The organism is Sphingomonas liriopis (genome assembly GCF_024211255.1).
Lineage (GTDB): Bacteria > Pseudomonadota > Alphaproteobacteria > Sphingomonadales > Sphingomonadaceae > Sphingomonas > Sphingomonas liriopis.
This window is the reverse complement of sequence record NZ_JAMLDY010000002.1, coordinates 230411-256518: the sequence shown is the minus strand read 5'-3', so window position 1 is coordinate 256518 and position 26108 is coordinate 230411. Positions and strand designations below refer to the sequence as shown.

The window sequence follows — 26108 nt, the reverse complement described above, 5'->3', positions numbered from 1 at the left end:
TGCCTGGGCCTGCGCCTGCGCATAGGCGGGACGGTAACCGATCGTCGCGCCGGCATTGCGCATCAGCTCGCGCGAGACGGTCGACGGCTGGCGATCCAGAGTTGCAGCGATTTGCCGGATCGAATGCCCGGCTTCATGAAGCCGGGCAATCGAACATCGTTCTTCAAGCGATAGCTGGCGATAGGTCGACATAGCAGCACCTGTCTCAGGTGTTGCACTTCGTTTGTGAACTCAGGGGGGTCCACTCTGCGGCGAGGCATACGGCTGGAGGCGAAAGCATACGCGTGCGGCCCGGTGGACCCCAGAACACGTCCGGGGTGACGAAGGGTGTGCGATACGCGTCGCAACAGAAAAAGGGCCGGACCACCCATCGGTGATCCGGCCCCTTTTCGTTTGTCCGAAGGGGCGAACCCTTACTTCGGCAACACCACGCTCGGCCCGATGCTGTCGACCACCGCCTTGGCGTTGAACGCGCGCAGATTGTCGCGCGGGATCGGCCCCTTGCGCATCACGATCTCCGCGGTCGCTTCGTAGCGGTCGATGGTGCGGATATCGAAATCGTTGCCCCAAGGCCCGAAGCCGCCGCCCAGCCACGGATCCCACGAACGCCAGCCGAAACCGCGCCCGTAATAGCGCCACGACGGACCCCAATAGCCACCGAAGCCGCCATAACCGAACCCGCCGCCGATCCCCGGCGTCGAATAGGTCCGCGACTGCAGATCGGTGTCGCGGTTGGCCATCAGGAAATAGTCGTAGCCATTCTGCAGCGTCAGTTCGGCGGCACGGAACAGCAGGTAACGCTCCACCGTATCGCGCGACGTCACGCTGTTGCCGGCGAAGCTGACGAGGAAACGGTTGGGCTCGACCTGGCGGTCGCTGTAACCGGTACGGTTGAACCCCTGTCCCGTGGCGGGGCGATAGGTGGTCTCGGTCGCGCAGCCGGCGACCATCAATGTGGAGGCGGCGAGGGCGGCGACCACAGCCTTGCGGCCTAGATGCATCATGACTCCATTACTCCATTCGCGCGCGGATGCGGCGAACCATTCCGCTGTATCGTGCGTCAGTGGAACGAGCGATGAACGACTTGGCTCCGCGCCGTAACGTTTCGTCGCAGATCACGCGCCGATCAGGTGCAGCGCCAGCTCGCGCCGGTGCGGCCGGGTGCGATGTTCGAACAGATAGATGCCCTGCCACGTCCCCAGCGCCGGCACGCCGCCGAGGACGGGGATCGACAGCTGCACACCGGTCAGCGCGGTCTTGAGATGCGCGGGCATGTCGTCCGACCCCTCGTCGTCATGCTCATAGTCGCGGCTTTCGGGTGCGAGGCGGTTGAAATAGGCCTCCATATCGCGCCGCACCGCCGGCGCCGCATTCTCCTGGATCACCAGCGAGGCGGAGGTATGGCGGCAGAAGACGGTGAGCAGCCCCTCGGCGATGCCTTGTCGCTCCACCCAGCCGACGACGCGATCGGTGACGTCGACCAGCCCCTGTCGCCGCGTATCGATCGTCAGTATCCCGGTCGCCTGTCGCACGTCACGTCCTCGAATCGCAGCCCCCGCGGATCGGGCGCGCTCGATGAGCCCGGCGATCGCGGCGGCATTCAGCGTTCGCCGCACGCGCGGCTCCGGCCCTTCGATCACCAGATAGGCACGCGCACGCGTCATTGCATCCAGCCGGCTCCACCGTTCGAGGCATTCGCCGACCGGCGCGCGCAGCGGCTGGTGGATCGAGGCGACGAGCTGGGCGGTGGCGGAGCGATAGGTTGCGTCCACGGATGGATCCTGTGCGATCGGGATGAGGCGCTCCGTCCTACCCGCTGTTTCACCACCACCGCGTTAACGCAATTCGATCAGCCGGACTGGCGCTCGCCGCCATCGCCCTTGCGCCCGGTCACCGCCATCAGCACCGGCACTGTCAGAATCGCCGCCGCCATCGCACCGATCGCCACTTTCAGAAAGATCATCACATCGCTCTCCTCGCGGGAGCATTTTGCGCTCCTCGTCCTGCGGCGATGATGCGGATCGCCCGCGCGGTTCGCAAGCGCAATCTGCTGGCGTCCTATCGGGCGCCGGGCAAACCGTTGACGATGTGAGGAAAATGGCTCCCTGAGTAGGATTCGAACCTACGGCCGCTCGATTAACAGTCGAGAGCTCTACCGCTGAGCTATCAGGGAACGCTGCGTCGTGGAGGGGGTCTATAGCCGCCAGAAATCGCGATGCAACCCCGTTCTGGGCTTTTTCCACAGCTTCGTTCAGGCGACGAACTGCTCCATCGTGATCCGGTCGTCGAGCGCATGCTCGGGATCGAACAGCAAGGTCAGCTCGCGCGCGCGGTCGATCGCGATCGATACCTCGGCGACGTCGCGGAACTCCCGCTGGTCCGCCACCGCCGATACCGGGCGCTTGGCGGGATCGAGCACGCGCAGCGCGATCCGCGCCTTGTCGGGCAGGATCGCGCCGCGCCAGCGCCGCGGGCGGAACGGGCTGATCGGGGTCAGCGCCAGCATGTTCGACCCCAGCGGCAGGATCGGCCCGTGCGCCGACAGATTGTACGCGGTCGATCCCGCCGGCGTCGCGACGAGGATGCCGTCGCAGGCGAGCTCCGGCATCACCACGCGGTCGTTGACCGACACCTCCAGCTTGGCGGTCTGGCGCGTCTCGCGCAGCAGCGAGACCTCGTTGATCGCCGGCGCCTGGTGCACGCGCCCGTCGATCCCGGTGACCGTGGCGAGCAGCGGCGAGACCTTGAACGGCTTGGCGCGCTCCAGCCGCTCGCCGATGCCGTGGCGGCGCCATTCGTTCATCATGAAGCCGACCGTGCCGAGGTTCATGCCGAACACCGGCACCGCGGTGCCACGCCGGTCGAGCAGCCCGTGCAGCGTCTGCAGCATGAAGCCGTCACCGCCCAGCGCGATGATGACGTCGGCGTCGGCCGGATCGACCCAGTCGGCCGCATCCGCCAGCTCGGCCGCGGCGGCGCGCGCAGGGGCGGTCGGCGAGGCGACCAGCGCCCGCCGCTCGTACCGGCTCATCCGCCGGTGACGCTCATGTGCCGCGCCACCGCCGGCGCCGACCCGCTCGCGATGCGGAAATCGTGCCGCGCGGGCTTGCGCGTCAGGCCTAAATCGATCGCGGTATCCAGCCCGGCGATGCCGCCGTCGCGCAGCGCCGCCTTCAGGTCGACCTGATCGTCATGCCCCAGACACAGGTACAATTTGCCCTCGGTCGTCAAACGCACGCGGTTGCATCCGTCGCAGAAATTGGCGGTCAGCGGCGAGATCAGCCCCAGCTTCGTCGACGAGCCATCGACCCGCCAGTAGCGTGCCGGCCCGCCGGTGCGGTGCGCATCGCGGACCAGCGCGAACCGGCCCTTCAAATCCTCGAACACCCGCGTCAGCGGCACGAAGCGGTCGGTGCGATCCTCGTCGATTGCGCCCAGCGGCATCGTCTCGATCAGCGACAGGTCGTGGCCCTCGGCGACGCACCATTCCAGCATCGCCGGAATCTCGGCCTCATTGAGCCCCGCCAGCGCGACCATGTTGATCTTGACCGCCAGCCCCGCCGCCTTCGCCGCGGCGATGCCGCGCAGCACCTGATCGAGATCGCCGTGGCGGGTGATGTAGCGGAACCGTTCGGCGTCGAGGCTGTCGAGGCTGACGTTGATCCGCCGGATGCCGGCATCGACCATCTCGTCCGCATGTCGGTCGAGCCGCGTCGCGTTGGTCGTCATCGTCAGCTCGTCGAGGCCACCGCCCGATCCCTTGGCCCCGACATGCCGCCCCAGCCGGCGCACCAGATCGCCGACATCGCGGCGCACCAGCGGCTCACCGCCCGACAGCCGGATCTTGGTCACCCCGCGCGCGATGAAGCGTTCGGCGATGATCGCGATCTCGTCGAGGCTCAGCAGCTTGGCGCGCGGCAGGAACGTCATCTGCTCCGCCATACAATAACGGCAGCGCAGGTCGCACCGGTCGGTGACCGAGATACGCAGATAGCGGATGGTACGACCCTGGGGGTCGACCAGCGGCTGATCGATGGGGGGGAGGGCGCTGGTCATCATCAAGGAGCTAGGCGGTGAACCCGTGGACGACAAGTCCGTTCCATCTGCGATCGCTTCGCCCGCCTCTCCATTGCCGGTTAACCGATGCCGCCCTAGGCTGGCGGCGATGGAGAAGGGTGCCGAGCAAGCGACGCTGTTCATCGTATCGGCCGGGGCGGGCGATGCGCTGGCCGTGGCGGCGCGTGCCGACGGCTGGTCGGTCGTCGTCGATGCGGGCGGGGACGACGTCGCCGCGCGGGTGCTAGCCAGCGGTGCCGGCGTCGTGCTGGTCGATGGCCGCGACGATCCCGCTTTGGGCCTGGCCACGACCGAGGCGCTGGGCGGTTTCGTCGCCGCGACCGGTGCGGCGCTGCTCGCGCTGGTCGCCGGCGATGCCGATCTCGACGCATTGTTCGCGGCCGGTGCGACGCATTTCCTGATCGATTCCGGCGATGCGGACGAACGCCGCCACGCGATCCGCTTCGCCGCGCGCCATGCCGCGCGCGACCTCGGCGACCGGCGCGGGCCGGCGTTCGGTGCGATCGCCGATCCCGACCGGATCACCGACCGGGTCGCCGGGTGGCTAAGCGAGGGCCGCCATGTCGGCCTCCTGATGATCGCGCTGTCGCGGCTCGATATCCTCAACGCCGCGCGCGGCCGCGCGGTCGGCGACGCGCTGATCGCCGAGGCGCACCGCCAGGTCGAGGCGATCACCCGCGGCCTGCTCGGCCCCGCCGGGCTCGTCTCCACGCCCGACGGCGGCGATATCGTCGTCGCCGCCGCAACCGATCCCGCGACGCTCGCCCGCCTCTCCACCGAACTCAACGCCGCGCTGGTACGCCCGCTGTCCGCCATGGGCCGCGAGGCGGTGCTCGGCAGCCGCTGGGGCATGGCCGAAGGCACCGCCAGCGACGATGCCGCCAGCCTGATGCGCCGCGCGTCCGAAGCGCTGGTCGCCGCCAAGGCGAGCGACGGCGCGACGATCCGCATCGCCGGCCCGGAAGGCGCCGCGCCGCTCGATTCGCTCGCCATCGACCTCCATTTCGCGATCGAGCGCGGCGAGATCGATATCCTGTTCCAGCCACAGGCGCCGATCGACGGCGGAAGGATAAGCGGGGTCGAGGCGCTGGCACGCTGGAACCACGGCCGATTGGGCCCGCTCGGCGCCGACGCGCTGTTCGCCGCGGCGGATCGCGCCGATCTGGGCCTCGCGCTGTCCGACCATATCCAGGGGCTGGTGCTCGCGCGCATGGCCGACTGGCCGCCGGCGCTGCGGAGCTTGCGCGTCGCGCTCAACCTCACCGCCGGCGATCTCGGCCGGCCGGGGTTCGCCGCCGCCTTCCTCGCGCGCGTCGCGGCGAGCGGCGTGCCGGTCGGGCGGCTGACCGTGGAGATCACCGAAAGCGGCGCGATCCGCCATCTCGACGTCGCCGCCGCGACGCTGTCCGAATTGCGCGCAGCCGGCCTTCGCGTCGCGCTCGACGATTTCGGCACCGGCTATTCCAGCCTCGCCTATCTCACCGCGCTGCCGCTCGATTACCTCAAGCTCGACAAGGCACTGGCGCTCGGCATCGAGGGCACCGCGCGCCATCGCGCTGTCGTGCGCGCGGTGATGACGCTCGCCCGCTCGCTCGACCTCGCGGTCGTCGCCGAGGGGATCGAGACCGAGGCACAGCGCGCCTTGCTCGCCGCCGAGGGTTGCACCTATTATCAGGGCTATCTGCTCGCCCCGCCACTCGACGCGGCCGCGCTCGCCCGGTTGATGGAGACGCCATGTTGATCCCGACCATCGCTTTGCTGGTCGCGGCCCCCGCCGCGGCAGCGGACCCGCAGGCCGCGATCACCGCGGCGATGACCGACAGCGCTGCCGGCTGGAGCATGGGAGACATGCCGCGTTTCCTCGCCATCTACGCCGACGATGCGGTATTCGTGACGAAGGACGGCCTGATCCGCGGCAAGCCCGCGATCGCCGCGCGCTATGCGAAGAACTACGGCGCCGATGCCGCGAAGCGCGGCACGCTGTCGTTCCGCATGCTCGGCTTCCGCCGCATCGATGCGACGCACCAGATGCTCTGGGCGCAATGGATGCTCGCCTATCCCGCCGGCAAACAGGCCACGGGCGTGACGTCGCTACTGTTCGAACGACAGGCGACGGGCTGGAAGATCGTCTCCGACCACAGCAGCTGAGTCCATACCAAGGTCACCCTCACCCTTCGCCGCCTTCGGCGTCTTTCCCTCTCCCGATGGGAGAGGGAGGGAGGCGCGAAGCGCTGGAAGGGTGAGGGCGAGTAGCGATCGTTACCCCGCCGCCTTCGCCAGCCCCTTCGACAGCTGCAACGCGCCATGCAACCGCGACTTCGCATCGGGCCAGGCCCGCTGCAGCACCAGCTTGCTGTCCGGCCGCAGCTTGGCCACGCCATTCAGCCGCGCGACATACGCCAGCAGCCCCGGCACGTTGGGCGGCGTATCGTCGTGGAACCCGACCAGCACCCCGCGCGGCCCGACGTCCATCTTGGCGATACACGCCTTGCGCGCGTTCAATTTGATCTCGATCACGCGGATCAGATTGTCGGTCGCATCGGGCAGCGGCCCGAACCGGTCGATCATCTCCGCGGCGAACGCCTCGATCTCGCGATTGTCCTCCAGCTCGTTGAGCCGGCGATACAGCCCCATGCGCAAATCAAGGTCCGGCACGTAATCGTCCGGGATCAAGATCGGCGCATCGACGGTGATCTGCGGCGAGAAATCACGCGGCCGCGCGGCAAGACCGCCAGCCTTGGCGTCCATGATCGCCTCTTCCAGCATCGACTGGTACAGCTCGTAGCCGACCTCCTTGATATGCCCCGATTGTTCGTCGCCGAGCAGATTGCCCGCGCCGCGAATGTCGAGATCGTGGCTGGCCAGCTGGAACCCCGCGCCGAGCGAATCGAGGTCGCTCAATACCTTTAGGCGCTTCTCCGCCGTCTCGGTCATCATCCGCTCGGGCGGGGTCACCAGATAGGCATAGGCGCGCGTCTTCGACCGCCCGACCCGCCCGCGCAGCTGATAGAGCTGCGCGAGGCCGAACCGGTCGGCACGGTTGACGATGATCGTGTTGGCCGATGCGATATCGATCCCGCTCTCGATGATCGTCGTCGAGACGAGCACCTCGAACTTTTTGTCGTAGAAGGCGCTCATCCGCTCCTCGACCTCGGTCGGGCTCATCTGGCCGTGCGCGACGACGTAGCGGATCTCGGGCACCTCGTTGCGCAGATACTCCTCAAGATCGGGCAGGTCGGCGACGCGCGGCGTGACGATGAAGCTCTGACCGCCGCGATAATGTTCGCGTAAGAGCGCCTCGCGCAGCACCACCGGGTCCCACGGGATAACATAGGTCCGCACCGCCAGTCGATCGACCGGCGGCGTCTGGATCACCGACAGTTCGCGGATACCGCTCATCGCCATTTGCAGCGTGCGCGGGATCGGCGTCGCGGTCAGTGTCAGCATATGAACGTCGGCACGCAGCGCCTTCAAACGCTCCTTATGGGTGACGCCGAAGCGCTGCTCCTCGTCGACGATGACGAGCCCCAATCGCTTGAAGTCGATGTTCTTCGCGAGCAGCGCGTGCGTGCCGATGACGACGTCGACCGTGCCGCCGGCGAGGCCCTCCTTGGTCGCCTTCGCCTCGTTCGCCGGGACGAGTCGCGACAGCCGCCCCATCTGCATCGGGAAGCCTTCGAACCGCGCGCTGAAATTGTTGTAATGCTGGCGCGCGAGCAGCGTAGTCGGGCACACCACCGCGACCTGCTTGCCCGCCATCGCCGCGACGAAGGCGGCGCGCAGCGCGATCTCGGTCTTGCCGAAGCCGACGTCGCCGACGATCAGCCGGTCCATCGGCTTGCCCGCCGACAGATCGCCGAGCACGTCCTCGATCGCGCGATCCTGATCGTCCGTTTCGGCATAAGGGAAACGGTCGACGAAGCTCGGATAGCCGCTGACATCGGGTTCGAGCACGTCGCCGGGGTGCAGCGCGCGTTCGGCCGCGGTCTTGATGAGCTCGCCCGCGATCTCGCGGATCCGCTCCTTCATCTTCGACTTGCGCCGCTGCCACGCCTCGCCGCCCAATCGGTCGAGGCTCGCGCCTTCCTCGTTCGAGCCGTAGCGCGACAGCACCTCGAGGTTCTCGACCGGCACGAACAATTTGTCGCCGCCGGCATATTCGACCGCGACGCAATCGTGCGGGGATTGCCCGACGGGGATCGAGGTCAGCCCGAGATATTTGCCGATGCCGTGATCGCTGTGGACGACGAGGTCGCCCGGCGTCAGCGCGGCGAGTTCCGCGAGGAAGGCGTCGGCGGACTTCTTGCGCTTCGCCCGCCGCACCAACCGGTCGCCGAGCATGTCCTGCTCGGTCAGCACCGCGACGCCGGGCGCGGTGAAGCCGTGGTCGAGCGGCAGCACGACGAGCGCGACGCCCGCGGATTTGCCGGTGTCGGCGATGCCGAGCGCCGCCTGCCAGCTGTCCGCCGCCTTGCCGCCGTGGAGGCCGTGGTCCTTGAGCAGATTGCCGAGCCGCTCGCGCGCGCCGACCGAATAGCTCGCCAGCACGGGCTTCTTGCCTGCCTTGCGCAGCGCCTTCAGGTGATCGACGACCGCCTCGTAGACGTTGGCGCTCGCCGACCGCTCCGGCCCGAAATCGCGCGGGCCGTCGACGCCGAAATCGAGCACGCTGGCGCTTTCCGGCTCGTGGAACGGCGTCGTCAGATGCGCGTGCGCCGCGTCGAGGCTCGCCGCCCATTCCCTGGCGTCGAGATACAGCGTCTTCGCGGCAAGCGGCCGGTAGCTCCCCGGCTGCGCGGCTTCCGCGCGCTGGCGGTTCTCGTAATAATCGGCGATCGATTCCATCCGCCCCTCGGCGGCGCCAGTGACGCCGAAATCGCGCACCACCACGTCGCCCTCTGACAGATGGTCGAACAGCGTCGCCAGCTTGTCCTCGAACAGCGGCAGCCAGTGCTCCATGCCCGCCAGCCGCCGCCCGTCGCTGATCGTCTGGTACAAGGGATCGCCGGTCGCGGTCGCGCCGAACTTCTCGCGATAGCGCGTGCGGAACCGCTTGATCGATTCCTCGTCGAGCAACGCCTCGGACGCGGGCAGCAGGGTGAAGCCGTCGATCCGCCCGGTGGTGCGCTGGTCCTCGGGACTGAAGGTGCGCACCGTCTCGATTTCGTCACCGAAGAAGTCGAGCCGCAGCGCCTGTTCCTCGCCGCTCGGGAACAGGTCAACGATGCCGCCGCGCACCGCATATTCGCCCTGGTCGTGCACCGTCTCGGTCCGCACGTAGCCGTTCGCCTGGAGCAGCCGCGCCAGATCGTCGCGATCGATCCGCGCGCCGGGCTCCAGCGTCGCGACCAGCTGGCGGATGCGGAACGGCGTCAGCACCCGCTGCGTCGCGGCGTTGGCGGTGGTCAGAAACAGCTGCGGTCCCTTGGCGGGCTTCTGCAGCCGCCACAGCGCCGCGATCCGCTCCGCCATGATCCGCAGCGTCGGGCTGGCGCGATCATAGGGCAGGCAGTCCCACGCCGGGAAGCTGACGATCTCCAGTTCGGGCGCGAAGAACGCCGCGGTCGCCGCCACCGCGCGCATCGCCGCATCGTCCGGCGCGATGAAGACGGCACGCCCCTTCGCCGCCCGCGCAAGGTCGGCGAGCAGCGACGGCTGGAACCCGGTGGGTACCCCCGACAGGGTGAGCGGCGTCTTGGCGGACAGGATCGTCTTCAGATCGGGCATCGGTTTCTCGGTTGGGCGCAGCGGGTGAGCGCCGGGCGGTCATGCAGTTGATTGGGTCCCGCTGGCGGGATCGGTCACCTGTCCAGCATATCCCCGTCACCCCGGACTTGTTCCGGGGTCCACTCTGCGGCGAGGCGCGCGGCCTGAGCTTCAAACCATTCGCCCGCGGCTTGGTGGACCCCGGGACAAGTCCGGGGTGACGGTGTATGGATGGCGACGTCAGCGCACCACCGGCACGTAGCTGAGCGACCGCATCGCTTGCATCATCGCACCCTCCCATTCCGCGGGACACGGCAGCGATCCGATCGCCCAGCCCATGATATCGACGTCCTGCTCCTCGAGCAGCGCCTCGAACCAGTCGAGTTCTGCGGGCGTCCACCCCGCGCCGTGGGCATCGAAGAAGCCGCCGATCATCAGGTCGGCCTCCTTGGTGCCACGATGCCAGCTGCGGAACTTCAGGCGTTTCAGGCGGGTGGCGTGGTCCACGGGCGATCCAATGCAAATAGCCCGGTAACCGCTGGCGGCGGTTATCGGGTAGGGTATAGCGGCCATGTAGTCATGCGCCCCGATATCCTCAATCCGCTGTTCGCCGAAGTCACCGCCCTCAAGGGCGTCGGCCCCGGCCTCGCCAAGCCGCTCGACCGATTGGGCCTCGCGCGTGTCGTCGACGTCGCCTTCCACCTCCCGAGCGGCTGGATCGACCGGCTGCCCCGCGAGGAACTCGACGTCGCCGACGCCGGCCGGATCATCGCGATCACGCTGACCCCGCGCGATTACCGCACCAGCTCCGGCCGCGGCCCCACCCGCGTGCAGGCCACCGACGCGAAGGGCAACGCCGTCAGCCTCGTCTATTTCGGCGGCTCGTCGGGCTGGGTGAAGAAGCTGCTGCCACTGAACGAACCCCGCCGCGTCTCGGGCAAGCTCGAAAGCTATGGCGACACGCTCCAGATCATCCACCCCGACATCGTTGGTGGTGGGGGGGGCGAACCCGACGAACCGTTCCGCGAACGCGAGGCGATCTACCCGCTCTCCGAAGGGCTGACCTCGCGCCGCCTCGCCGGTTTCGCGAGCCAGGCGATCGAGCGCGCGCCCGACCTTGCCGAATGGATCGAGCCCGGTCTGAAAGCCAAACGCGGCTGGCCCGACTGGCGCGAGGCGTTGCAGCGCATCCACGCCGACCCCGCCGACAAGACCGCCCGCGAACGCCTCGCCTATGACGAGATCTTCGCAAACCAGCTCGCGCTGACGCTCGTCCGCGCCGACACGCGCAAGCGGCGGGGCAGGGCGCTCGTCGGCGACGGCCGCCTGCGCGACCTGCTGCGCCTGCCGTACACCCCCACCGGCGCGCAGACCCGCTCCGTGGCCGAGATCGAGGGCGACCTCGCCCAGACGGCGCCGATGCTGCGCCTGCTGCAGGGCGACGTCGGCTCAGGCAAGACGCTGGTCGCGGCGATGGCGCTGCTGATCGCGGTCGAGGCCGGCGCACAGGGCGCGATGCTCGCCCCAACCGAAATCCTCGCCCGCCAGCATTACGAGACGCTGCGCAAGCAGCTCGCCGGCCTGCCCGTCGAAATCGCCGTCCTCACCGGCCGCGACAAGGGCAAGGCGCGCGAGGCGACGCTGATGGCGCTGGCCAGCGGCGAGATCGACATCCTCGTCGGCACCCACGCCATCTTCCAGGAGGCGGTCGGCTACAAGGACCTCGGGCTGGTCGTCGTCGACGAACAGCACCGCTTCGGCGTCGCCCAGCGCATGCTGTTGCAGGCCAAGGGCAAGGCGCCGCCGCACCTGCTCGCGATGACCGCCACCCCGATCCCGCGCACGCTGACCCTCGCCCAGTATGGCGAAATGGACGTCAGCCGGCTCGACGAAATGCCCCCCGGCCGCGAACCGATCGAGACGCGAGTCGTCTCCGAGGATCGGCTCGACGAAGTCGTCAACGCGATCGGCCGCCACATCTCCGAAGGCGGCCAGGCCTATTGGGTCTGCCCCTTGGTCGAGGAAAGCGAGAAGAGCGACCTCGCCGCCGCCGAAATGCGCGCCGAGACGCTGCGCAACCGTTTCGGAGAGCGGATCGGCGTCGTCCACGGCCGGATGAAGCCCGCCGAGAAGGACGCCGTCATGGAGGCGTTCGCCGGCAACCGCCTGAGCGTCCTCGTCGCCACGACGGTGATCGAAGTCGGCGTCGACGTCCCCAACGCCACCCTCATCGTCATCGAACATGCCGACCGCTTCGGCCTCGCCCAGCTCCACCAGCTGCGCGGCCGCGTCGGGCGCGGCGGCGGCCTGTCGCGCTGCCTGCTGCTGCGCGGGTCGGCGCTCAGCGAAACTTCCCGCGCAAGGCTCGCCTTGATGCGCGAGAGCAACGACGGCTTCCGCATCGCCGAGGAGGATCTTCGCCTGCGCGGCGGCGGCGAACTGCTCGGCACGCGCCAGTCGGGCGAGGTGACCTTCCGCTTGGCGCTGCCCGAGATGCTAAGCGATCTGCTGCAATGCGCGCAGGACGACGCCCGCCTGCTGATCGATCGCGACGGCGGGCTGGAAGGGCCGCGCGGGCAGGCGGCGCGGGTCGCGCTCTACCTGTTCGATCGCGATGCCGGCGTGGCGCTGCTTAGGTCGGGCTGAAACGCGGCCTCGATCACCCTCACCCTTCGCCGCCTTCGGCGTCTTTTCCCTCTCCCAGCGGGAGAGGGAGGGGGCGGCGAGGGGCCCATGAAAGTAATACTTTCATGGGTTCCCAAAGCCGCGGAAGGGTGAGGGCGACCTCTGCCGTCTAGACGTCGATCACCCCGCCATCGCCCCCAGCACCGCATGATACTGCCCTCCTGGAATCGCCCGCTCCAGCTGGCACCCGATTCGCCCGCCGAGCGCCCAGCGCACCGCCGCCTGCACCTCGCCCATCACCGGCAGCGTGATGCGCAGCCATTCGCCGACGCTCACCGGCGCATCGCTGCGGATCATCAGCCCCTGCGGCGACAGGTTGACGACCAGCACCGGCACCGAGCGCCGGTCGGCGAGCATCGCGCGACAGCGGTGATGCACCTCGTCGCGCGGTTCGGCACGGCCGTCGGACAGGTTCAGCGCGGCAAGCGTCACAGCCAGAACTCCTCATGGCCCAAAGGGTCGGACCATTTCGGATGCAGCGATAGAAGCCTATCGGTTTACAGACACTTACTGCCCCGAAACGAGCAGACCGTGGTTCTTTTTTCCCGCCGACAGACGGACGGGTTCCGCGCCCACCGCGATCAATTGCGCCTCGTCGGTGATCTTGTCCGCACCGACCCGCGCGCCGCCGCCGGCGATCAGCCGCCGCGCCTCGCCCTTCGACTTGGCGAAGCCGAGCGCGATCAGCGCATCGACCACCGCGATGCTGCCGCCCGCGACGGTGACGCTCGGCAGGGCCGCGCCGCTCGCGCCCTCCTCGAACGTCCGCCGCGCCGTCTCCGCCGCCTCGTCCGCCGCGGCGCGCCCGCGGCACATCGCGGTCGCTTCGTTGGCCAGCACCTTCTTCGCCTCGTTGATCCCGGCGCCCTCCAGCGCCTCCAGCCGCGCGATCTCGTCGAGCGGCAGATCGGTGAACAGCCGCAGGAACCGCCCGACGTCGCGGTCGTCGGTGTTGCGCCAGAACTGCCAGTAATCGAAATGCGACAGCTGGTCCTCGTGCAGCCACACCGCACCCGCCATCGTCTTGCCCATCTTGCCGCCGTCCGCGGTGGTGATGAGCGGCGTCGTCACCCCGAACACCTCGGTCCCGTCCATCCGGCGCGACAGCTCGATACCGTTGACGATATTGCCCCATTGATCCGATCCGCCCATCTGCAACCGGCACCCGGCGCGACGGGAAAGTTCAAGAAAATCATAGGCCTGCAGGATCATGTAGTTGAATTCGAGGAACGAGAGCGACTGTTCCCGGTCGAGCCGCAGCTTGACCGAATCGAACGACAGCATCCGGTTGACGCTGAAATGCTGCCCGACGTCGCGCAGGAACGGGATGTATTCGAGGGCATCGAGCCATTCGGCATTGTCGAGCATCACCGCATCCGTCGACCCGTCCCCGAAGGTCAGGAAACGCTCGAAGATCCGCTTGATCGACGCGACGTTCGCCTTGATCCCCTCCTCGCCGAGCAACTTGCGCGCCTCGTCCTTGAACGAGGGATCGCCGATCTTGCCGGTGCCGCCGCCCATCAGCACGATCGGCTTGTGCCCGGTCTGCTGCAGCCGCCGCAGCAGCATGATCTGGACGAGACTGCCGACATGCAGCGACGGCGCGGTCGGATCGAAGCCGATATAGCCAGGCACGACGCTCTTCGCTGCCAGCGCGTCGAGCGCACCCGCATCGGTCATCTGATGGATATAGCCGCGCGAGGCGAGCGTGCTGAGCAGGTCGGACTGGTACGTCATGCGCGCCGGTTAGCAAGCGCGACGCACTTCGTCACCCTCACCCTTCCGGCGCTATGCGCCTCCCTCCCTCTTCCGACGGGAGAGGGAAGGGGCCCGCCCGGCACAGCCGGGTGGGAAGGGTGAGGGTGACCGGAAAATCACCGCCGCGGCAACTGCCCCTGCGGATCGACCGGCGTCCGGCCCTTGCGCAGCTCGAAATGCACCTCGGGCCGGTCGGCGAAGCCGGTGTCGCCCGACAGCGCGATCGTCTGCCCGCGCTTCACGCTCTGCCCGCGCTGGACGAGGAGTTTCGAGGCATGGCCGTAGACGCTGGTCCAGCCGCCGCCATGGCGGATGATGACCAGCCCGCCGAGCGCCGCGATCCCGTCGCCGGCATAGGCGACGACGCCGTCCGCGGTCGCGTGGATCGGAGTGGAGACGGGGACCGCGATCTTGATCCCGTCGTTGCGCTCGCCGCTCTTGCCGGGGCCGAAGCGGCGCACGACCGTGCCATCGACCGGCCAGGCGAAGCCACCCTGCAACCGCGCCGGCGCCGCGACCACCGCGGTCGGCGGCAGCACGCGGGTCGGGTTGGCGACCGGCTTGGCTGGCGCCTGCCGCGGCGCCGGCGCGGGTTCGCCGCCGGTCAGGATGTCGTCGATGTCGAGCCGGAACGCCGCCGCCCGCTCGGCGCGGCTCGGCGCACGCGCCGGGTCGCCGGGGATCAGCACGCGCTGCCCGGCGCGCAGCACATAAGGTTCCTCCAGCGCGTTGGCGGCGACGATCCGCGACCATTCGACGCCATAGGCGCGCGCGATCGCGATGCCGCTCTCCCCCTGCCGGACGAGGTGATAGCGCCCGCCGGGGACGGTCAGCACCTGTCCGGCGCGGATCGTGAACGGCGGCTCCAGCGCATTGGCACGCGCGATCGCCTCCGACCCAGCACCGGTGCGCTCGGCGACGCGGCGCAGCGAATCGCCGGGCTGCACGGTGTAGCTCTGGTCGGCGACCACCTGCGCATCCGGCGTGACCGGCCGCGCCTCCCACGCCGGACGCGCGGTGCGCGGCATCGCCACGCCGCCGCGATCGGCACCGTCGCGGCCGGGCAGGTCGTTGCGCGCCGGCTCGTAGCGCTGCGGCGGGTCGTAGCGCGGCGCCGGCTCGCGCGGCAGATAGGTCGGCCGTGGCGGCGGCCCTGCGTCCTCGGCCGGCGCACCGTCGATGCTGGGGATGCAGCCGGACAGCGCCAGCGCCGCAACCCCCACGCCACCAACGATCCGCCAGCGCGCCATGCCGTCAGCCCTTCGGTTCGAGCCGGTCGAGCCCGCCGAGATAGGGCTGGAGCACTGCCGGCACCGCGACCGAACCGTCGGCCTGCTGGTAATTCTCCAGCACCGCCACCAGCGTGCGGCCCACCGCGAGCCCCGACCCGTTGAGCGTATGGACGAAGCGCGTCGCCTTCCCGCCGTCTGCCCGATAGCGCGCGTTCATCCGCCGCGCCTGGAAATCGCCGCAAGTCGAGCAGCTCGAAATCTCGCGATACGTGTCCTGCCCGGGCAACCATACCTCCAGGTCGTAGGTCCGCCGCGCGGTGAACCCCATGTCGCCCGCGCACAGCAGCATCCGCCGATACGGCAGCGCCAGCGCATCGAGGATGCCCTCGGCGCACGCCGTCATCCGCTCGTGCTCGGCCTCGGACGCATCCTCGGCCACGATCGACACCATCTCGACCTTGTCGAACTGATGCTGGCGGATATAGCCGCGCGTATCACGCCCCGCCGCCCCCGCTTCCGAGCGGAAACACGGGGTCAGCGCCGCGAAGCGCAGCGGCAGATCGCCCTGCGGCAGGATCGTCTCGCGGACGATGTTGGTCAGCGACACCTCGGCGGTCGGGATCAGCCAGCGCCCGTCGGTGGTGCGGAACAGGTCCTCGGCGAACTTGGGCAACTGCCCCGTGCCGAACACCGCCTCGTCGCGGACGAGCAGCGGCGGCGCCACCTCTTCATAGCCATGCGCCTGCGTCAGCGTGTCGAGCATGAACTGCCCCAGAGCACGCTGCAACCGCGCCGCCGCCCCGCGCACCAGCGTGAACCGCGCACCCGCGATCGCGACGCCCGTTTCGAAATCGAGGCCCAGCGCCGGCCCGATCGCGTCATGTTCGCGGGGCGTAAAGTCGAAGCTCGGGATCGTGCCACGCTGATGGACGACGACGTTGCCGCTCTCGTCCTCGCCCTCGGGCACGTCGGCGGCGGGGCGGTTGGGGAGGGCAGCGAGCGCGGCATCGAGCGCCGCGGCGGTCTCGCCCTCCGCCTGCTCCAGCTCGGGCAGCTGACCCTTCAGCGCGGCGACCTCCGCCATCAGCGCCTGCGCGCGCGCCTCGTCCTTCTGCGCCTTCGCCTGGCCGATCTGCTTCGACACATCGTTGCGGCGCGTCTGCGCGTCCTGCGCGGCGGCGATCGCGGTCTTGCGCGCGTCGTCGAGCGCGATCAGCGCGGCGGCCGGCGAGGCGACGCCGCGGCGGGCAAGGGCGGCGTCGAAGGCGGCGGGATCGTCCCGGATGGCGCGGATGTCGTGCATGATGGCCCGGCTATGCCGACGCACCCCCCGTGGCGCAAGTCGGCAACCCATGCGGTCCCCCTTGCGTTGACCCATCCGATTGCAACGATCAGGAGAAACAGTGATGCAGGTCCCCCATAACGCGTTCGTGCTCGTCGCGGACGGCCGCAAGGCGCTGTTCTTCCGCAACCAAGGCGATGCCGAATATCCGAACCTGAAGGTCGAGCACGCCGAGGAGCAGGACAATCCCGCCAATCGCGACCAGAAGACCGACGCCGCGGGCGCCGCATCCTCGACCCGCGGTGGCGGTGCCTTCGCCGCCGGTGGCGGGTCGATGGGCGAAACCGACTTCCACCAGCAGGAGGAAGACCGCTTCGCCGCCGAGACTGCCGACATGCTCAAGCGCCGCGCGCTCGCCAACGATTTCGAATCGCTCATCATCGTCGCGCCGCCCAGGACGCTCGGCGAATTGCGCAAACATTACCATAAGGAGGTCAGCGACCGCCTGACCGGAGAGCTCGCCAAGGACCTGACCGGCCATCCGGTGCCCGATATCGAACAGGCCCTGCGCGCCGCCTGATCGACGGACATGAAAAAGGGCTGCCGGACACTGGGTCCGGCAGCCCTTTTCATAACCCGCCAAGCGCTCAGGCGGCCTGCGGCTTGGCCAGCTTGCGGCGCGCGACCAGTGCCGCCGCGGCAGCCCCGAACAGCAGCACCATCGGCGGTGCCGGCACCGGCGCGGGCGGGCCGCCCGACGATCCCGGCGGGCCGGGAGGGGGGCCTTCGTGATGGCCGCTCGACGTCCAACCGCCGCTCGTGCTCCAGCCCTTCGAACTCGACCCGTAGTTGGTCTGGTCCTGGTTCTGGTGCTGGCTCTGATCCTGGTTCTGGCTCTGCTCGTTCTTGTTGGTATTATTGTTGTTGTTCTTGTTTTCGTTGTTGTTCTGATTGTTGTTGTTGTTCTGGTTGTCGACGACATTGCTGTTCTTGTTGTCGATATCGACATAGGCGCCGCCGCTCGACGTCGACGAGATCACGACGCTGCCCGACGATCCCGACGAACCGCCGAAGCCGCCGCCGAAGAAGCCGCCGCTGCCGCCACCCCAGCCGCCGCTGCCACCGACCACGACCGGCACGCCGCCACCACCGCCGCCGCCGACGAATCCTTCGGAGACGGGGAGGGGCACGGGCGCAGCCTGGCTGGCGACGGTCACCACCGCGGGCGCACACGTCGTCGTCGTCGTGGTCACGATGCGGCGACGCGCGCCGGCGCGCTTCACCGATGCGACCTGCCGCCGCACGACGACGCGCTTCTTGACCTGCTTCACGTACGCGGGACGGCTCGGCCGCTCTGCGACATGGACGGCGCCGCCGCCGATCAGCGCTCCCCCGCATGCGCAAGCGCACAATTTCGCCAAAGCCATCCGTACGGACATAACGTCTCTCTTTCGTTGCCGGGGCTTGCCCCCCGGAATCCCGGTTGCAGCAGAGCATCGCCGCTATGAGACCAAGTGCAAAACAAAGCGTTAAGTGCAAGTTCGTTAACCATGTTCTTGCGTCCCGATCCGAGTTTTCTTGATGCCGGGGCGGGGCGATCGCCGTTAACGTACCAGAGTGGAACAGTAATGTGCCGCTCGACTGGCGGATGGTCGGCTGCATCACGCCGCGCGGTAGCGCAACCGAAACGGCCGCAACCGCAACAAACGGTCGCATTTTGGTTAGATTCGGCAACTCTGCTCGCTTGTGGTTCTTTACGCGCACGATTATAGGCCCGAACACCAATTTGGGGGCGGTCCCTGGGTCAATCACGGGGACCGGAGGGAGAGTGGCATGGCAACGCAAGTCAGTCGCGTACACGATAGGGGTGCCGATCCGATGGCGGCAAACGATGCCGACGTCTGGGCAGACGATGGTTATCGGCCCAGCGCCGACGAACCGTTCATGAGCCTGCGCCAGCAGGCGTATTTCCGGAACAAGCTGCTGCGCTGGAAGGACGCGATCCTGCAGGACGCGGCGGGCACGCTCAACCAGCTGCAGCTCGATTCGCTGCGGGAATCGGACCTGACCGATCGCGCGTCGAGCGAGACCGACTGGTCGATCGAACTGCGCACCCGCGATCGCCAGCGCAAGCTGGTCTCGAAGATCGAGGCGGCGATCCGCCGCATCGACGAGGGGGAATACGGCTATTGCGAAGTGACCGGCGAACCGATCAGCCTCGGCCGCCTGGAAGCGCGCCCGATCGCGACGATGACGCTGGAGGCGCAGGAGCGTCACGAGCGCAACGAAAAGATCTCGCGCGAGGATTGAGGATCGGCGCGGTTAACGCTTTGGCGACGATTGTGCGGGTACGCGCGGACGTGGCCGATCGCCGATCGTCCCGCCCGCCCGGTCATGATCGAGACGCTTCGGATATGGACAGCTTTTCCTACGATCCCGCCGCTGCTCCCGCCGCCGATGCCGAGGGTGCGCGCAGCCGGTCGCGCGACAGCCTGTTCCTGATGGCGCAGCTGCGCTTCGACGGAGAGGGCACGACGCGCGAGGTGCGCGTACGCAATTTGTCCGAAGGCGGGCTGATGGTCGATTGCGACCGGGTCAAGGATCCGGGCACCGCGGTGACGCTCGACGTGCGGGGCCTGGGCGAGATCGCAGGACGGGTGGCTTGGTGTACGGAGGGACGGATCGGCATCGCACTCGACCGGCCGATCGACCCCAAGAAGGCGCGCAAGCCGGTGGGTCAGGCCAGGCGCTGAACACCGCTCCAACGAAAAGCCCCTCCGCGAAGGGAGGGGCCGGTGGATGGCGCTACAGGCCGGTCAGCTCTTCCTTGAGCTTCAATTTTTGGCGCTTCAGGTCGGTGATGATCGCGGAGTTGGGCATCGGGCGGTGGGTCTCGTCGGCGATGCGGCGGTCGAGCGCGGCATGCTTGGTTTCCAGTGCCTGTTGATGCGTCGTCTGCATTTCGGTGTACCTCCTGATGCATGCGTGTTGGGGGAATGGAGTAAACCATCGAACCGTCGAAAAGTCCTCACCCAAATTGACCGAACGCGATTAGTCGAGGGGCATACTGCGACGACTTGGGTTGGCACCGCCGCTGGGCTAGGGCAGGGGCCGGACGACGGGATCGGCAACAGGGGGTCGCCATGGACGAAGCGCAGATCATCGCCCGGCTCGACCTGTTGCGCACCGAGCATCGCGACCTCGACGCTGCGATCGACGCGCTGGCGGCGACCGGCATCCCCGACCAGCTGCAGATCGCGCGCCTCAAGAAGCGCAAGCTGCGCCTGCGCGACGAGATCGCCAGCTGCGAGGACGAGCTGATCCCCGACATCATCGCCTGATATGGCCGATGCGTCCGTTTTGACACATGTCGCCCGCGCGGCGATGCTGTGCAGCGCCGCCCCACTGTGCCACCAGTTCCTGCCATGACCGCCCGCTCTTCCGAATCGCGCATCCACCGCCGCCTGATCGATTCGCTGTATACCGAGGCGATGCTGCTCGCCGACGAAGCGCGCAGTTATTTCGACGAAGCGGGGCGGGCGGAGCGCGAGGCGCTCGATCCGCTGATCCGCGTCGGCTTCAGCTGCGAATCGCTGAAGGTGACGACACGGCTGATGCACGTCATCGCCTGGCTGCTCACCCAGCGCGCGGTCGATGCCGGCGAATTGAAGCCGCGCGAGGCGCTAGACCCTGCCCGCCGGCTCGGCCATGCGCCGCAGTTCGACGCCGACCTGATCCGCGCGCTGCCGGTGCGCGCCCGCACGCTGGTGGAAGCGAGCGCCAACCTCCACCGCCGCGTCGGCCTGCTCGATGCCGCGCAGGAGAACGAACTGGCGCCGAGCCCCGTCCACCGCCTGCACGACCGGCTGGCGCTCGCGTTCTGACGCGGGCTGACCCAACACCCACCGTTCGCCCTGGTGAGCAGGTCGTCGAGGCCGGGGGCCTTGACGACCTGCTCACCAGGGCGAACGGTGGGCAATAACGTTCGCGTTCCAACATACATCGTCATGGCGAGCCGGACGATCTTACCCCGTCAGCCGCGCCTTCGCCGCCCGGTACTCGCCCACCAACCGCGCCACGCGATCCGCAACGCTCTCGACCCGGTCGACCACGCCGATCCCCTGGCCCGAACCCCAGATATCGCGCCACGCCTTGGCCTTGGACCCGTTGCCGCCACCGAAGTCCATCGTCTTGAGATCGCCCTCGGGCAGCGCGTCGGGGTCGAGCCCCGCCGCCTCGATCGAGGCGCGCAGGTAGTTGCCGTGCACCCCGGTGAACAGGTTCGAATAGACGATGTCCGCCGCGCGGCTCGCGACGATCGACTGCTTGTACTCGGGCGCCGCATTCGCCTCGGTCGTCGCGATGAAGGGCGAACCGATATAGGCGAAATCCGCCCCCATCGCCTGCGCCGCCAGCACCGCGCCGCCGGTTGCGATCGACCCCGACAGCGCCAGCGGCCCGTCGAACCACTGGCGGATCTCCTGCACGATCGCGAACGGCGACAGCTTGCCGGCATGGCCGCCGGCCCCCGCCGCGACCGCGATCAGCCCGTCCGCGCCCTTTTCGATCGCCTTGCGCGCAAACCGATCGTCGATGACGTCGTGCAAGGTAATCCCGCCCCAGCCATGGACCGCGGTGTTGAGGTCTTCGCGCGCGCCCAGCGAGGTGATGACGATCGGCACCTGCCATTTGGCGCAGGTGGCAAGGTCCGCCTCCAGCCGGTCGTTCGACTTGTGGACGATCTGGTTGACCGCGAAGGGCGCCGCGGGTGCATCGGGATGGTCGCGGTTGTGCGCCGCCAGGTCCTCGGTGATCCGGTGCAGCCATTCGTCGAGCAGGCCCTGCGGTCGCGCGTTGAGCGCCGGGAAGGATCCGACGATCCCCGCCTTGCACTGTGCGATCACCAGATCGGGGTTCGAAATGATGAACAGCGGCGACCCGATCACGGGCAGCGCCAGACGGTCGAACAGCTTGGGGGTCATCGGCATCCTCTCTGGGATCGGTTGTTTAGCGCAACCGATCGGCCTGTCCAGCGAGCCGCCGTCTTGCCGTCGTGAAACAATGGCGTAAGAGCTGTCGCAATATCGTATCCGGAGTTACCAACCCCATGAAGATCGCTTTCGCCGCCGCGCTGGCGCTGACCGTGTCCGCCCCCGCGCTCGCCGCCGGCAGCCTGCCGACCGACGTCGTCCCCGTCGTCTACGACATCGCGGTGACGCCGAACGCGCAAGCGATGACCTTCACCGGCACCGAGACGGTGACCGTCGACGTCAAGACGGCGACGCGGACGATCACGCTCAACGCCGCCGATCTGGCGATCACCGCGGCGAACGTCGATGGCAAGGCGGTGCCGTTCGCGCTCGACAAGGACAGGCAGCAGGTCGTGCTGACGCTGCCCGCAACGCTCGGCATCGGCCGTCACACCGTCGGCTTCGTCTGGAGCGGCAAGATCAACCAGTCCGCCGCCGGCCTGTTCGCGATCGACTATACCAATCAGGACGGGTCGAAGGCGCGCATGCTCGCCACCCAGTTCGAGGCGCCCGACGCACGCCGCTTCGCGCCGATGTGGGACGAGCCCGCGTTCAAGGCGAAGTTCCGGCTGAAGGCGGTGGCGCCCGCGGGCCAGCTCGCGCTGTCGAACATGCCCGTCATCTCGAACGTCAAGCAGAAGGACGGCACGCAGCTGTACAGCTTCGCCGAGACGCCGGTCATGTCGAGCTACCTCCTCTACCTCGGCATGGGCGATCTCGAGCGCAAGACGGTGCAGGCAGGGAACGTCGAGATCGGCGTGGTCACCCGCCGCGGCGTCGCCGACCAGGGCGATTATGCGCTCGCCGAGGCGAAGCGGCTGCTGCCCTATTACAACCAGTATTTCGGCCAGCCTTATCCGCTCCCCAAGCTCGACATGATCGCCGGCCCCGGTTCCAGCCAGTTCTTCGGCGCGATGGAGAATTGGGGCGCGATCTTCTATTTCGAACCCGAACTGCTGTTCGACCCCGCCCGCGCCACCGAAAGCGCCAAGCAGCGCATCTTCACCGTCGTCGCGCACGAAATGGCGCATCAGTGGTTCGGCGACCTCGTCACCATGGCGTGGTGGGACGACCTGTGGCTCAACGAAGGCTTTGCCTCGTGGATGGAGACCAAGTCCGCCGCCGACCTCAATCCGACATGGAAGGCGGAGGCCGCCGCCGTATCGAGCTCGCGCGAAGGCGCGATGAGCTTCGACGCGACCGCCGCGACTCACCCGATCATCCGCAAGATCGAGACCGTCGACCAGATCGGCGAAGCGTTCGACGGCATTACCTATGCGAAGGGGGAGGCGGTGATCGGCATGCTCGAATCGACGCTCGGCCCCGACAAGTTCCGCGACGGCATCCGCCGCTACATGGCGAAGTACAAATACGGCAACACCGTCACCGACCAGCTGTGGGCCGAGCTGTCCGCCGCCGCCGGGCAGCCGGTGGCGCAGATCGCGCACGGCTATACGCTGCAGGGCGGCGTACCGCTGGTGACGCTCACCGCCGCGCGCTGCACCGGCGGCACGACCAACGTGACGCTGGCGCAGGGCCGCTTCGGCATGGATGCCGCGTCGAAGACGCCGCAGACGTGGCAGGTGCCGCTCGTCGTCGCGACGCTCGACGGCGCCGACACGCGCGCGATCGTCACCGGGCCGGCGACCAACGTCGCGGTCAAGGGCTGCGGCACGTTGCTGCTCAACAAGGGCAAGGGCAGCTATACGCGCGTGCTGTACGACCAGCCGACGCATGACGCGCTGGTCCGCGATTACACGAAGCTGCCGCTCACCGACCGGCTCGGTACGCTCGCCGATGATTACGCGCTGGCGGCGGGCGGCTATCAGGACCTGTCGCGCTATTTCGCGGTGATGGGTCGGGTCGGGGCGAACGCCGACCCGCTCGAATGGTCGCTGGTGTCGGGGCGGCTGTCCGGCCTCGTTGCGCTCTACGACAACACCCCGCTCGAGGCGCCGCTGCGTGCGCGGACGGTGGCGATCCTCGCGCCGGTCCTCAGCCGCATCGGCTTCACCGCAGCCGCGGGCGAATCGCCTTTGGTCAGCAATTTGCGCGAAAGCCTCGTCGGACAGCTCGGCGCCAACGGCGATGCCGAGGTGCTGCGTCAGGCGCGCACTTACGTCGGCCAGCTCGCGACCAATCCGACCGCGATCCCGCCGGCGATCCGCCAGCCGATCCTGTCGACCTTCGCCGCCAATGCGACCGCGGCCGAATGGGACCAGCTGCTTGGCCTGACCAAGGCGGAGACCAACCCCGTCGCCCGCAACCGCTTCGTGTCGCTGCTCGGCGCAGCGCGCGACGATGCGATTGCCCGCCGCGCGATCGACCTGCTCAAGACCGATACCTTCACCGCGCCGCAAAAGGCCTCGCTGCTCCGCGCGATCGCCGGCCGCCACCCCGACATGGCGTTCGACTGGGCCGTCGCCAACCGCGCCACGGTCGAGGGCTTCATCGAGGAAAGCAGCCGCTCGGGGTATATCGTCGGCCTGGGCGGTGGATCGAACGACCCGGCGATGCCCGCCAAGATCGACGCCTTCGCCAAGACGCTTCCGGAGACGTCGCGCGGTGCCGCCAAGCGGGTCGTGTCGGGCATCGCGGTACGCAAGGCGGTCGCCGACCGCCTGCGTCCGGCGGTGCAGACGTGGGTGGGGAAAGGGGCCTAATCGCCTTTACGCGCTCACACGCTTGAGCGGATGCAAGTGCGGGCGGGAAGGGCGCGCGAGCCCCTTCACCGTTCGCCCTGAGCCTGTCGAAGGGCTTCTATCCACGGGCCGATAGGTTCGTGGATAGCACGGTTTCGACAAGCTCAGCCCGAACGGGGATGGTGGATGTCGATCGCTCTGCAGCGAAGGGGTGTGGGGACCTTAATGTCACCTGCAACCCTTCGTCACCCCGGACTTGTTCCCGGGTCCACCGGCCCGCAAGCAAACGGCCGATGGTCACGCGGAACCGTGGATGCCGGAACAAGTCCGGCATGACGAAGGGGGGTCGGGGGGCGTAGGGCGACCGGCAATCCGCCGCATCTACGCCGAAGTGGCCGATCAGCCGTTGGGTTCGGCGCGCACAGCGCCCCCGAACCCGCAGCCGCGCTCATCCCCCGCCATTCCCCGGAATACCCGTCACGTCCGCCATCCCGTCATCGCCCAGCGCGATCAGCCACGCGCTGTTGTCGATACACCGTACCGCCCATACCGGCTTGCCCTGCCGGTCGGCCTGCCGCGTCGCTTCCGCGATGCCCTGGCACGGCCGCTTGGCGTCGTCGATCGCGCGATACAGCACGCCGTTGAGCTGCCGCGGCGGCAGCGCCAGCACCTTGGCGATATAACCGCTCTCCTTCGGCGCCGCGGCGGTGTTGGTCGCCGGCTGCTCGGCCGCGGGCTGCGATCCGCACGCCGTCAGCGCCACGCCCAGCACCAGAGCCATCGATCCGCGCATCGTCCGTCTCCCACCGCCATCAACACCACGGCATAGGCCGCCAGCCCGGACAACGACAAGCGGGCGGGCGCGTTCCGGTTGATCGCGCGCGCCGCTTGGTGGCACAGCGATGGCATGAACTGGCAGGTATCGATCGAGCGGCACGGTGCCGAGGCGCAACCGGTGGTGGTGATCGACGGCTTCGCCGACGCGGAGCGTTTCCGCGACGATGCCGCCTTCCTGTCCTTCGCGCCGATCGGCCCGCATTATCCCGGCATCCGCGCGGTCGTCGCCCCGCCGATGCTGCGTGACCTCATCGCCCGGATCGAGCCGATTGCGGCGGAGATGTTCGGCATCCCGGCATTGCAGGTGGTCGACGCCTTCTATTCGATCGTCACCACGCCGCCGTCCGCCCTGACGCCGATCCAGCGCCTGCCGCACTTCGACGAGGTCTCGCCCGACCGGCTGGCGCTGCTCCACTATCTGTCGCCCGACGAGCGCAGCGGCACCGCCTTCTACCGCCACCGTACCACCGGCTTCGAATCGATCGATGCCGGCCGGCTCGCGCCCTATCGCGCCGCACTCGACGCAGACCTTCGGCGCCACGGCATACCCGATGCTCGATACATCGCCGGCGACACGCCGGTGTTCGAGCGGCTGGCGGTGTACGGGGGACGCTTCAATCGGGCGATCCTCTATCGCTCCAACACGCTGCATTGCGCCGACCTGCCCGACAGCCTCACGCTCGATCCCGATCCCGCGACCGGCCGGCTGACCGTCAACACCTTCCTCGACAAGGCTTAACCGCCGACGCTGTTGCACAAAAAGCACGGGCGCCGCGGCGCCATGTGAATACGTATGTGGCCGACTTGGCACCTAAACCCCCCGCGTTCACAAGCCGGCAACACAGTCAGCCGATCGTCC

Annotated in this window: 25 protein-coding genes and 1 tRNA gene; 10 read left to right on the top strand and 16 right to left on the bottom strand. The window is 68.4% G+C overall.

Annotation, left to right across the window (positions count from 1 at the left end; genetic code table 11):
• The 6 genes from M9979_RS02570 to moaA form a co-directional block, all read right to left on the bottom strand.
• The coding region (locus M9979_RS02570) for a helix-turn-helix domain-containing protein (RefSeq protein WP_254287765.1) at positions 1 to 192 on the bottom strand (192 nt) is incomplete at its 3' end.
• Positions 193 to 413: 221 nt separating this feature from the next.
• The gene (locus M9979_RS02565; RefSeq protein ID WP_254287764.1) at positions 414 to 1004 is read right to left on the bottom strand and encodes a CC0125/CC1285 family lipoprotein; all 591 of its coding nucleotides are present in this window, start codon (positions 1002 to 1004) and stop codon (positions 414 to 416) included.
• A 111-nt stretch (positions 1005 to 1115) separates the two neighbouring features.
• Complete coding sequence (locus M9979_RS02560; protein WP_254287778.1) at positions 1116 to 1532, bottom strand: secondary thiamine-phosphate synthase enzyme YjbQ; 417 nt, start codon at positions 1530 to 1532, stop codon at positions 1116 to 1118.
• 566 nt (positions 1533 to 2098) lie between these two features.
• Positions 2099 to 2173, bottom strand: a tRNA-Asn gene (locus tag M9979_RS02555).
• Positions 2174 to 2251: 78 nt separating this feature from the next.
• On the bottom strand, positions 2252 to 3031 hold the full coding sequence (locus tag M9979_RS02550; protein ID WP_254287763.1) for an NAD kinase: 780 nt from the start codon (positions 3029 to 3031) through the stop codon (positions 2252 to 2254).
• Positions 3028 to 4056 carry a GTP 3',8-cyclase MoaA gene (moaA, locus tag M9979_RS02545; RefSeq protein ID WP_254287777.1) on the bottom strand — a complete coding sequence of 343 codons (1029 nt, stop codon included), beginning with the start codon at positions 4054 to 4056 and terminating at the stop codon, positions 3028 to 3030. Before moaA ends, M9979_RS02550 begins: the two co-directional genes overlap by 4 nt.
• Before the next feature lie 109 nt (positions 4057 to 4165).
• On the opposite strand from moaA, the gene M9979_RS02540 reads away from it, so the two are divergent.
• Together M9979_RS02540 and M9979_RS02535 are read left to right on the top strand one after the other, a co-directional pair.
• Positions 4166 to 5818, top strand: a complete 1653-nt coding sequence (locus tag M9979_RS02540; protein WP_254287762.1) for a bifunctional diguanylate cyclase/phosphodiesterase — start codon at positions 4166 to 4168, stop codon at positions 5816 to 5818.
• Positions 5812 to 6225, top strand: a complete 414-nt coding sequence (locus M9979_RS02535) for a YybH family protein (RefSeq protein ID WP_254287761.1) — start codon at positions 5812 to 5814, stop codon at positions 6223 to 6225. The genes M9979_RS02540 and M9979_RS02535 overlap by 7 nt, the downstream gene beginning before the upstream one ends.
• A 111-nt stretch (positions 6226 to 6336) precedes the next feature.
• Here M9979_RS02535 and mfd read toward each other — a convergent pair whose 3' ends face one another.
• Positions 6337 to 9804, bottom strand: a complete 3468-nt coding sequence (gene mfd, locus M9979_RS02530; RefSeq protein WP_254287760.1) for a transcription-repair coupling factor — start codon at positions 9802 to 9804, stop codon at positions 6337 to 6339.
• Positions 9805 to 10023: 219 nt separating this feature from the next.
• Positions 10024 to 10290: an FAD assembly factor SdhE gene (locus M9979_RS02525; protein WP_254287759.1), complete on the bottom strand. Its 267-nt coding sequence runs from the start codon at positions 10288 to 10290 to the stop codon at positions 10024 to 10026.
• Positions 10291 to 10362: 72 nt separating this feature from the next.
• Between M9979_RS02525 and recG the strand changes: the two genes are divergently transcribed.
• Positions 10363 to 12429, top strand: a complete 2067-nt coding sequence (recG, locus tag M9979_RS02520) for an ATP-dependent DNA helicase RecG (RefSeq protein ID WP_254287758.1) — start codon at positions 10363 to 10365, stop codon at positions 12427 to 12429.
• 159 nt (positions 12430 to 12588) lie between these two features.
• Here recG and M9979_RS02515 read toward each other — a convergent pair whose 3' ends face one another.
• The 4 genes from M9979_RS02515 to serS all read right to left on the bottom strand — a co-directional run bounded on the left by M9979_RS02515 (position 12589) and on the right by serS (position 16761).
• A complete protein-coding gene (locus M9979_RS02515) occupies positions 12589 to 12900 on the bottom strand; it encodes a PilZ domain-containing protein (RefSeq protein ID WP_254287757.1) in 312 nt (103 codons plus the stop codon).
• A gap of 75 nt (positions 12901 to 12975) precedes the next feature.
• Complete coding sequence (gene tyrS / locus M9979_RS02510; protein ID WP_254287756.1) at positions 12976 to 14205, bottom strand: tyrosine--tRNA ligase; 1230 nt, start codon at positions 14203 to 14205, stop codon at positions 12976 to 12978.
• A 137-nt stretch (positions 14206 to 14342) separates the two neighbouring features.
• Positions 14343 to 15476, bottom strand: coding sequence for a M23 family metallopeptidase (locus tag M9979_RS02505; RefSeq protein WP_254287755.1), 1134 nt, complete (start codon positions 15474 to 15476; stop codon positions 14343 to 14345).
• 4 nt (positions 15477 to 15480) lie between these two features.
• Positions 15481 to 16761: a serine--tRNA ligase gene (gene serS, locus M9979_RS02500; RefSeq protein WP_254287754.1), complete on the bottom strand. Its 1281-nt coding sequence runs from the start codon at positions 16759 to 16761 to the stop codon at positions 15481 to 15483.
• Between the two features lie 103 nt (positions 16762 to 16864).
• On the opposite strand from serS, the gene M9979_RS02495 reads away from it, so the two are divergent.
• Positions 16865 to 17320 carry a host attachment family protein gene (locus M9979_RS02495; RefSeq protein WP_254287753.1) on the top strand — a complete coding sequence of 152 codons (456 nt, stop codon included), beginning with the start codon at positions 16865 to 16867 and terminating at the stop codon, positions 17318 to 17320.
• Positions 17321 to 17387: 67 nt separating this feature from the next.
• On the opposite strand, the gene M9979_RS02490 is transcribed toward M9979_RS02495, so the two are convergent.
• Entirely contained in the window at positions 17388 to 18179 is a 792-nt protein-coding gene (locus M9979_RS02490) for a hypothetical protein (protein WP_254287752.1), read from the bottom strand.
• Positions 18180 to 18573: 394 nt separating this feature from the next.
• On the opposite strand from M9979_RS02490, the gene dksA reads away from it, so the two are divergent.
• Both dksA and M9979_RS02480 read left to right on the top strand, forming a co-directional pair.
• Positions 18574 to 19050, top strand: coding sequence for an RNA polymerase-binding protein DksA (gene dksA, locus M9979_RS02485; protein WP_254287751.1), 477 nt, complete (start codon positions 18574 to 18576; stop codon positions 19048 to 19050).
• Between the two features lie 104 nt (positions 19051 to 19154).
• A complete protein-coding gene (locus M9979_RS02480) occupies positions 19155 to 19493 on the top strand; it encodes a PilZ domain-containing protein (protein ID WP_254287750.1) in 339 nt (112 codons plus the stop codon).
• Positions 19494 to 19545: 52 nt separating this feature from the next.
• Here M9979_RS02480 and M9979_RS02475 read toward each other — a convergent pair whose 3' ends face one another.
• Positions 19546 to 19701: a YdcH family protein gene (locus tag M9979_RS02475; protein ID WP_254287749.1), complete on the bottom strand. Its 156-nt coding sequence runs from the start codon at positions 19699 to 19701 to the stop codon at positions 19546 to 19548.
• Positions 19702 to 19883: 182 nt separating this feature from the next.
• Between M9979_RS02475 and M9979_RS02470 the strand changes: the two genes are divergently transcribed.
• A complete protein-coding gene (locus M9979_RS02470) occupies positions 19884 to 20081 on the top strand; it encodes a DUF465 domain-containing protein (RefSeq protein WP_254287748.1) in 198 nt (65 codons plus the stop codon).
• Between the two features lie 84 nt (positions 20082 to 20165).
• Complete coding sequence (locus tag M9979_RS02465) at positions 20166 to 20624, top strand: DUF1465 family protein (RefSeq protein WP_254287747.1); 459 nt, start codon at positions 20166 to 20168, stop codon at positions 20622 to 20624.
• Positions 20625 to 20765: 141 nt separating this feature from the next.
• Here M9979_RS02465 and M9979_RS02460 read toward each other — a convergent pair whose 3' ends face one another.
• A complete protein-coding gene (locus tag M9979_RS02460) occupies positions 20766 to 21728 on the bottom strand; it encodes an NAD(P)H-dependent flavin oxidoreductase (RefSeq protein ID WP_422921415.1) in 963 nt (320 codons plus the stop codon).
• A 119-nt stretch (positions 21729 to 21847) separates the two neighbouring features.
• Here M9979_RS02460 and M9979_RS02455 point away from each other — a divergent pair, with 119 nt between their 5' ends.
• The gene (locus M9979_RS02455; RefSeq protein ID WP_254287745.1) at positions 21848 to 24433 is read left to right on the top strand and encodes a M1 family metallopeptidase; all 2586 of its coding nucleotides are present in this window, start codon (positions 21848 to 21850) and stop codon (positions 24431 to 24433) included.
• A 427-nt stretch (positions 24434 to 24860) separates the two neighbouring features.
• Here M9979_RS02455 and M9979_RS02450 read toward each other — a convergent pair whose 3' ends face one another.
• A complete protein-coding gene (locus M9979_RS02450; protein ID WP_254287744.1) occupies positions 24861 to 25205 on the bottom strand; it encodes a hypothetical protein in 345 nt (114 codons plus the stop codon).
• A 114-nt stretch (positions 25206 to 25319) separates the two neighbouring features.
• On the opposite strand from M9979_RS02450, the gene M9979_RS02445 reads away from it, so the two are divergent.
• Positions 25320 to 25988 (top strand): DUF6445 family protein, encoded by a 669-nt coding sequence (locus tag M9979_RS02445; protein WP_254287743.1) that lies wholly within the window; start codon positions 25320 to 25322, stop codon positions 25986 to 25988.
• Positions 25989 to 26108: the final 120 nt, after the last annotated feature.

Excerpts from the sequence above, each read along its gene's own strand:
- M9979_RS02480 (WP_254287750.1), top strand. The coding sequence starts at position 19,155 with ATGGACAGCTTTTCCTACGATCCCGCCGCTGCTCCCGCCGCCGATGCC.
- M9979_RS02505 (WP_254287755.1), bottom strand. The coding sequence starts at position 15,476 with ATGGCGCGCTGGCGGATCGTTGGTGGCGTGGGGGTTGCGGCGCTGGCG.
- recG (WP_254287758.1), top strand. The coding sequence starts at position 10,363 with ATGCGCCCCGATATCCTCAATCCGCTGTTCGCCGAAGTCACCGCCCTC.
- M9979_RS02445 (WP_254287743.1), top strand. The coding sequence starts at position 25,320 with ATGAACTGGCAGGTATCGATCGAGCGGCACGGTGCCGAGGCGCAACCG.
- M9979_RS02495 (WP_254287753.1), top strand. The coding sequence starts at position 16,865 with ATGCAGGTCCCCCATAACGCGTTCGTGCTCGTCGCGGACGGCCGCAAG.
- serS (WP_254287754.1), bottom strand. The coding sequence starts at position 16,761 with ATGCACGACATCCGCGCCATCCGGGACGATCCCGCCGCCTTCGACGCC.
- mfd (WP_254287760.1), bottom strand. The coding sequence starts at position 9,804 with ATGCCCGATCTGAAGACGATCCTGTCCGCCAAGACGCCGCTCACCCTG.
- moaA (WP_254287777.1), bottom strand. The coding sequence starts at position 4,056 with ATGACCAGCGCCCTCCCCCCCATCGATCAGCCGCTGGTCGACCCCCAG.
- M9979_RS02470 (WP_254287748.1), top strand. The coding sequence starts at position 19,884 with ATGGACGAAGCGCAGATCATCGCCCGGCTCGACCTGTTGCGCACCGAG.
- M9979_RS02450 (WP_254287744.1), bottom strand. The coding sequence starts at position 25,205 with ATGCGCGGATCGATGGCTCTGGTGCTGGGCGTGGCGCTGACGGCGTGC.
- M9979_RS02540 (WP_254287762.1), top strand. The coding sequence starts at position 4,166 with ATGGAGAAGGGTGCCGAGCAAGCGACGCTGTTCATCGTATCGGCCGGG.
- M9979_RS02565 (WP_254287764.1), bottom strand. The coding sequence starts at position 1,004 with ATGATGCATCTAGGCCGCAAGGCTGTGGTCGCCGCCCTCGCCGCCTCC.
- M9979_RS02465 (WP_254287747.1), top strand. The coding sequence starts at position 20,166 with ATGACCGCCCGCTCTTCCGAATCGCGCATCCACCGCCGCCTGATCGAT.
- M9979_RS02455 (WP_254287745.1), top strand. The coding sequence starts at position 21,848 with ATGAAGATCGCTTTCGCCGCCGCGCTGGCGCTGACCGTGTCCGCCCCC.
- M9979_RS02475 (WP_254287749.1), bottom strand. The coding sequence starts at position 19,701 with ATGCAGACGACGCATCAACAGGCACTGGAAACCAAGCATGCCGCGCTC.
- M9979_RS02535 (WP_254287761.1), top strand. The coding sequence starts at position 5,812 with ATGTTGATCCCGACCATCGCTTTGCTGGTCGCGGCCCCCGCCGCGGCA.
- M9979_RS02550 (WP_254287763.1), bottom strand. The coding sequence starts at position 3,031 with ATGAGCCGGTACGAGCGGCGGGCGCTGGTCGCCTCGCCGACCGCCCCT.
- tyrS (WP_254287756.1), bottom strand. The coding sequence starts at position 14,205 with ATGACGTACCAGTCCGACCTGCTCAGCACGCTCGCCTCGCGCGGCTAT.
- dksA (WP_254287751.1), top strand. The coding sequence starts at position 18,574 with ATGGCAACGCAAGTCAGTCGCGTACACGATAGGGGTGCCGATCCGATG.
- M9979_RS02460 (WP_422921415.1), bottom strand. The coding sequence starts at position 21,728 with ATGCCGATGACCCCCAAGCTGTTCGACCGTCTGGCGCTGCCCGTGATC.
- M9979_RS02490 (WP_254287752.1), bottom strand. The coding sequence starts at position 18,179 with ATGTCCGTACGGATGGCTTTGGCGAAATTGTGCGCTTGCGCATGCGGG.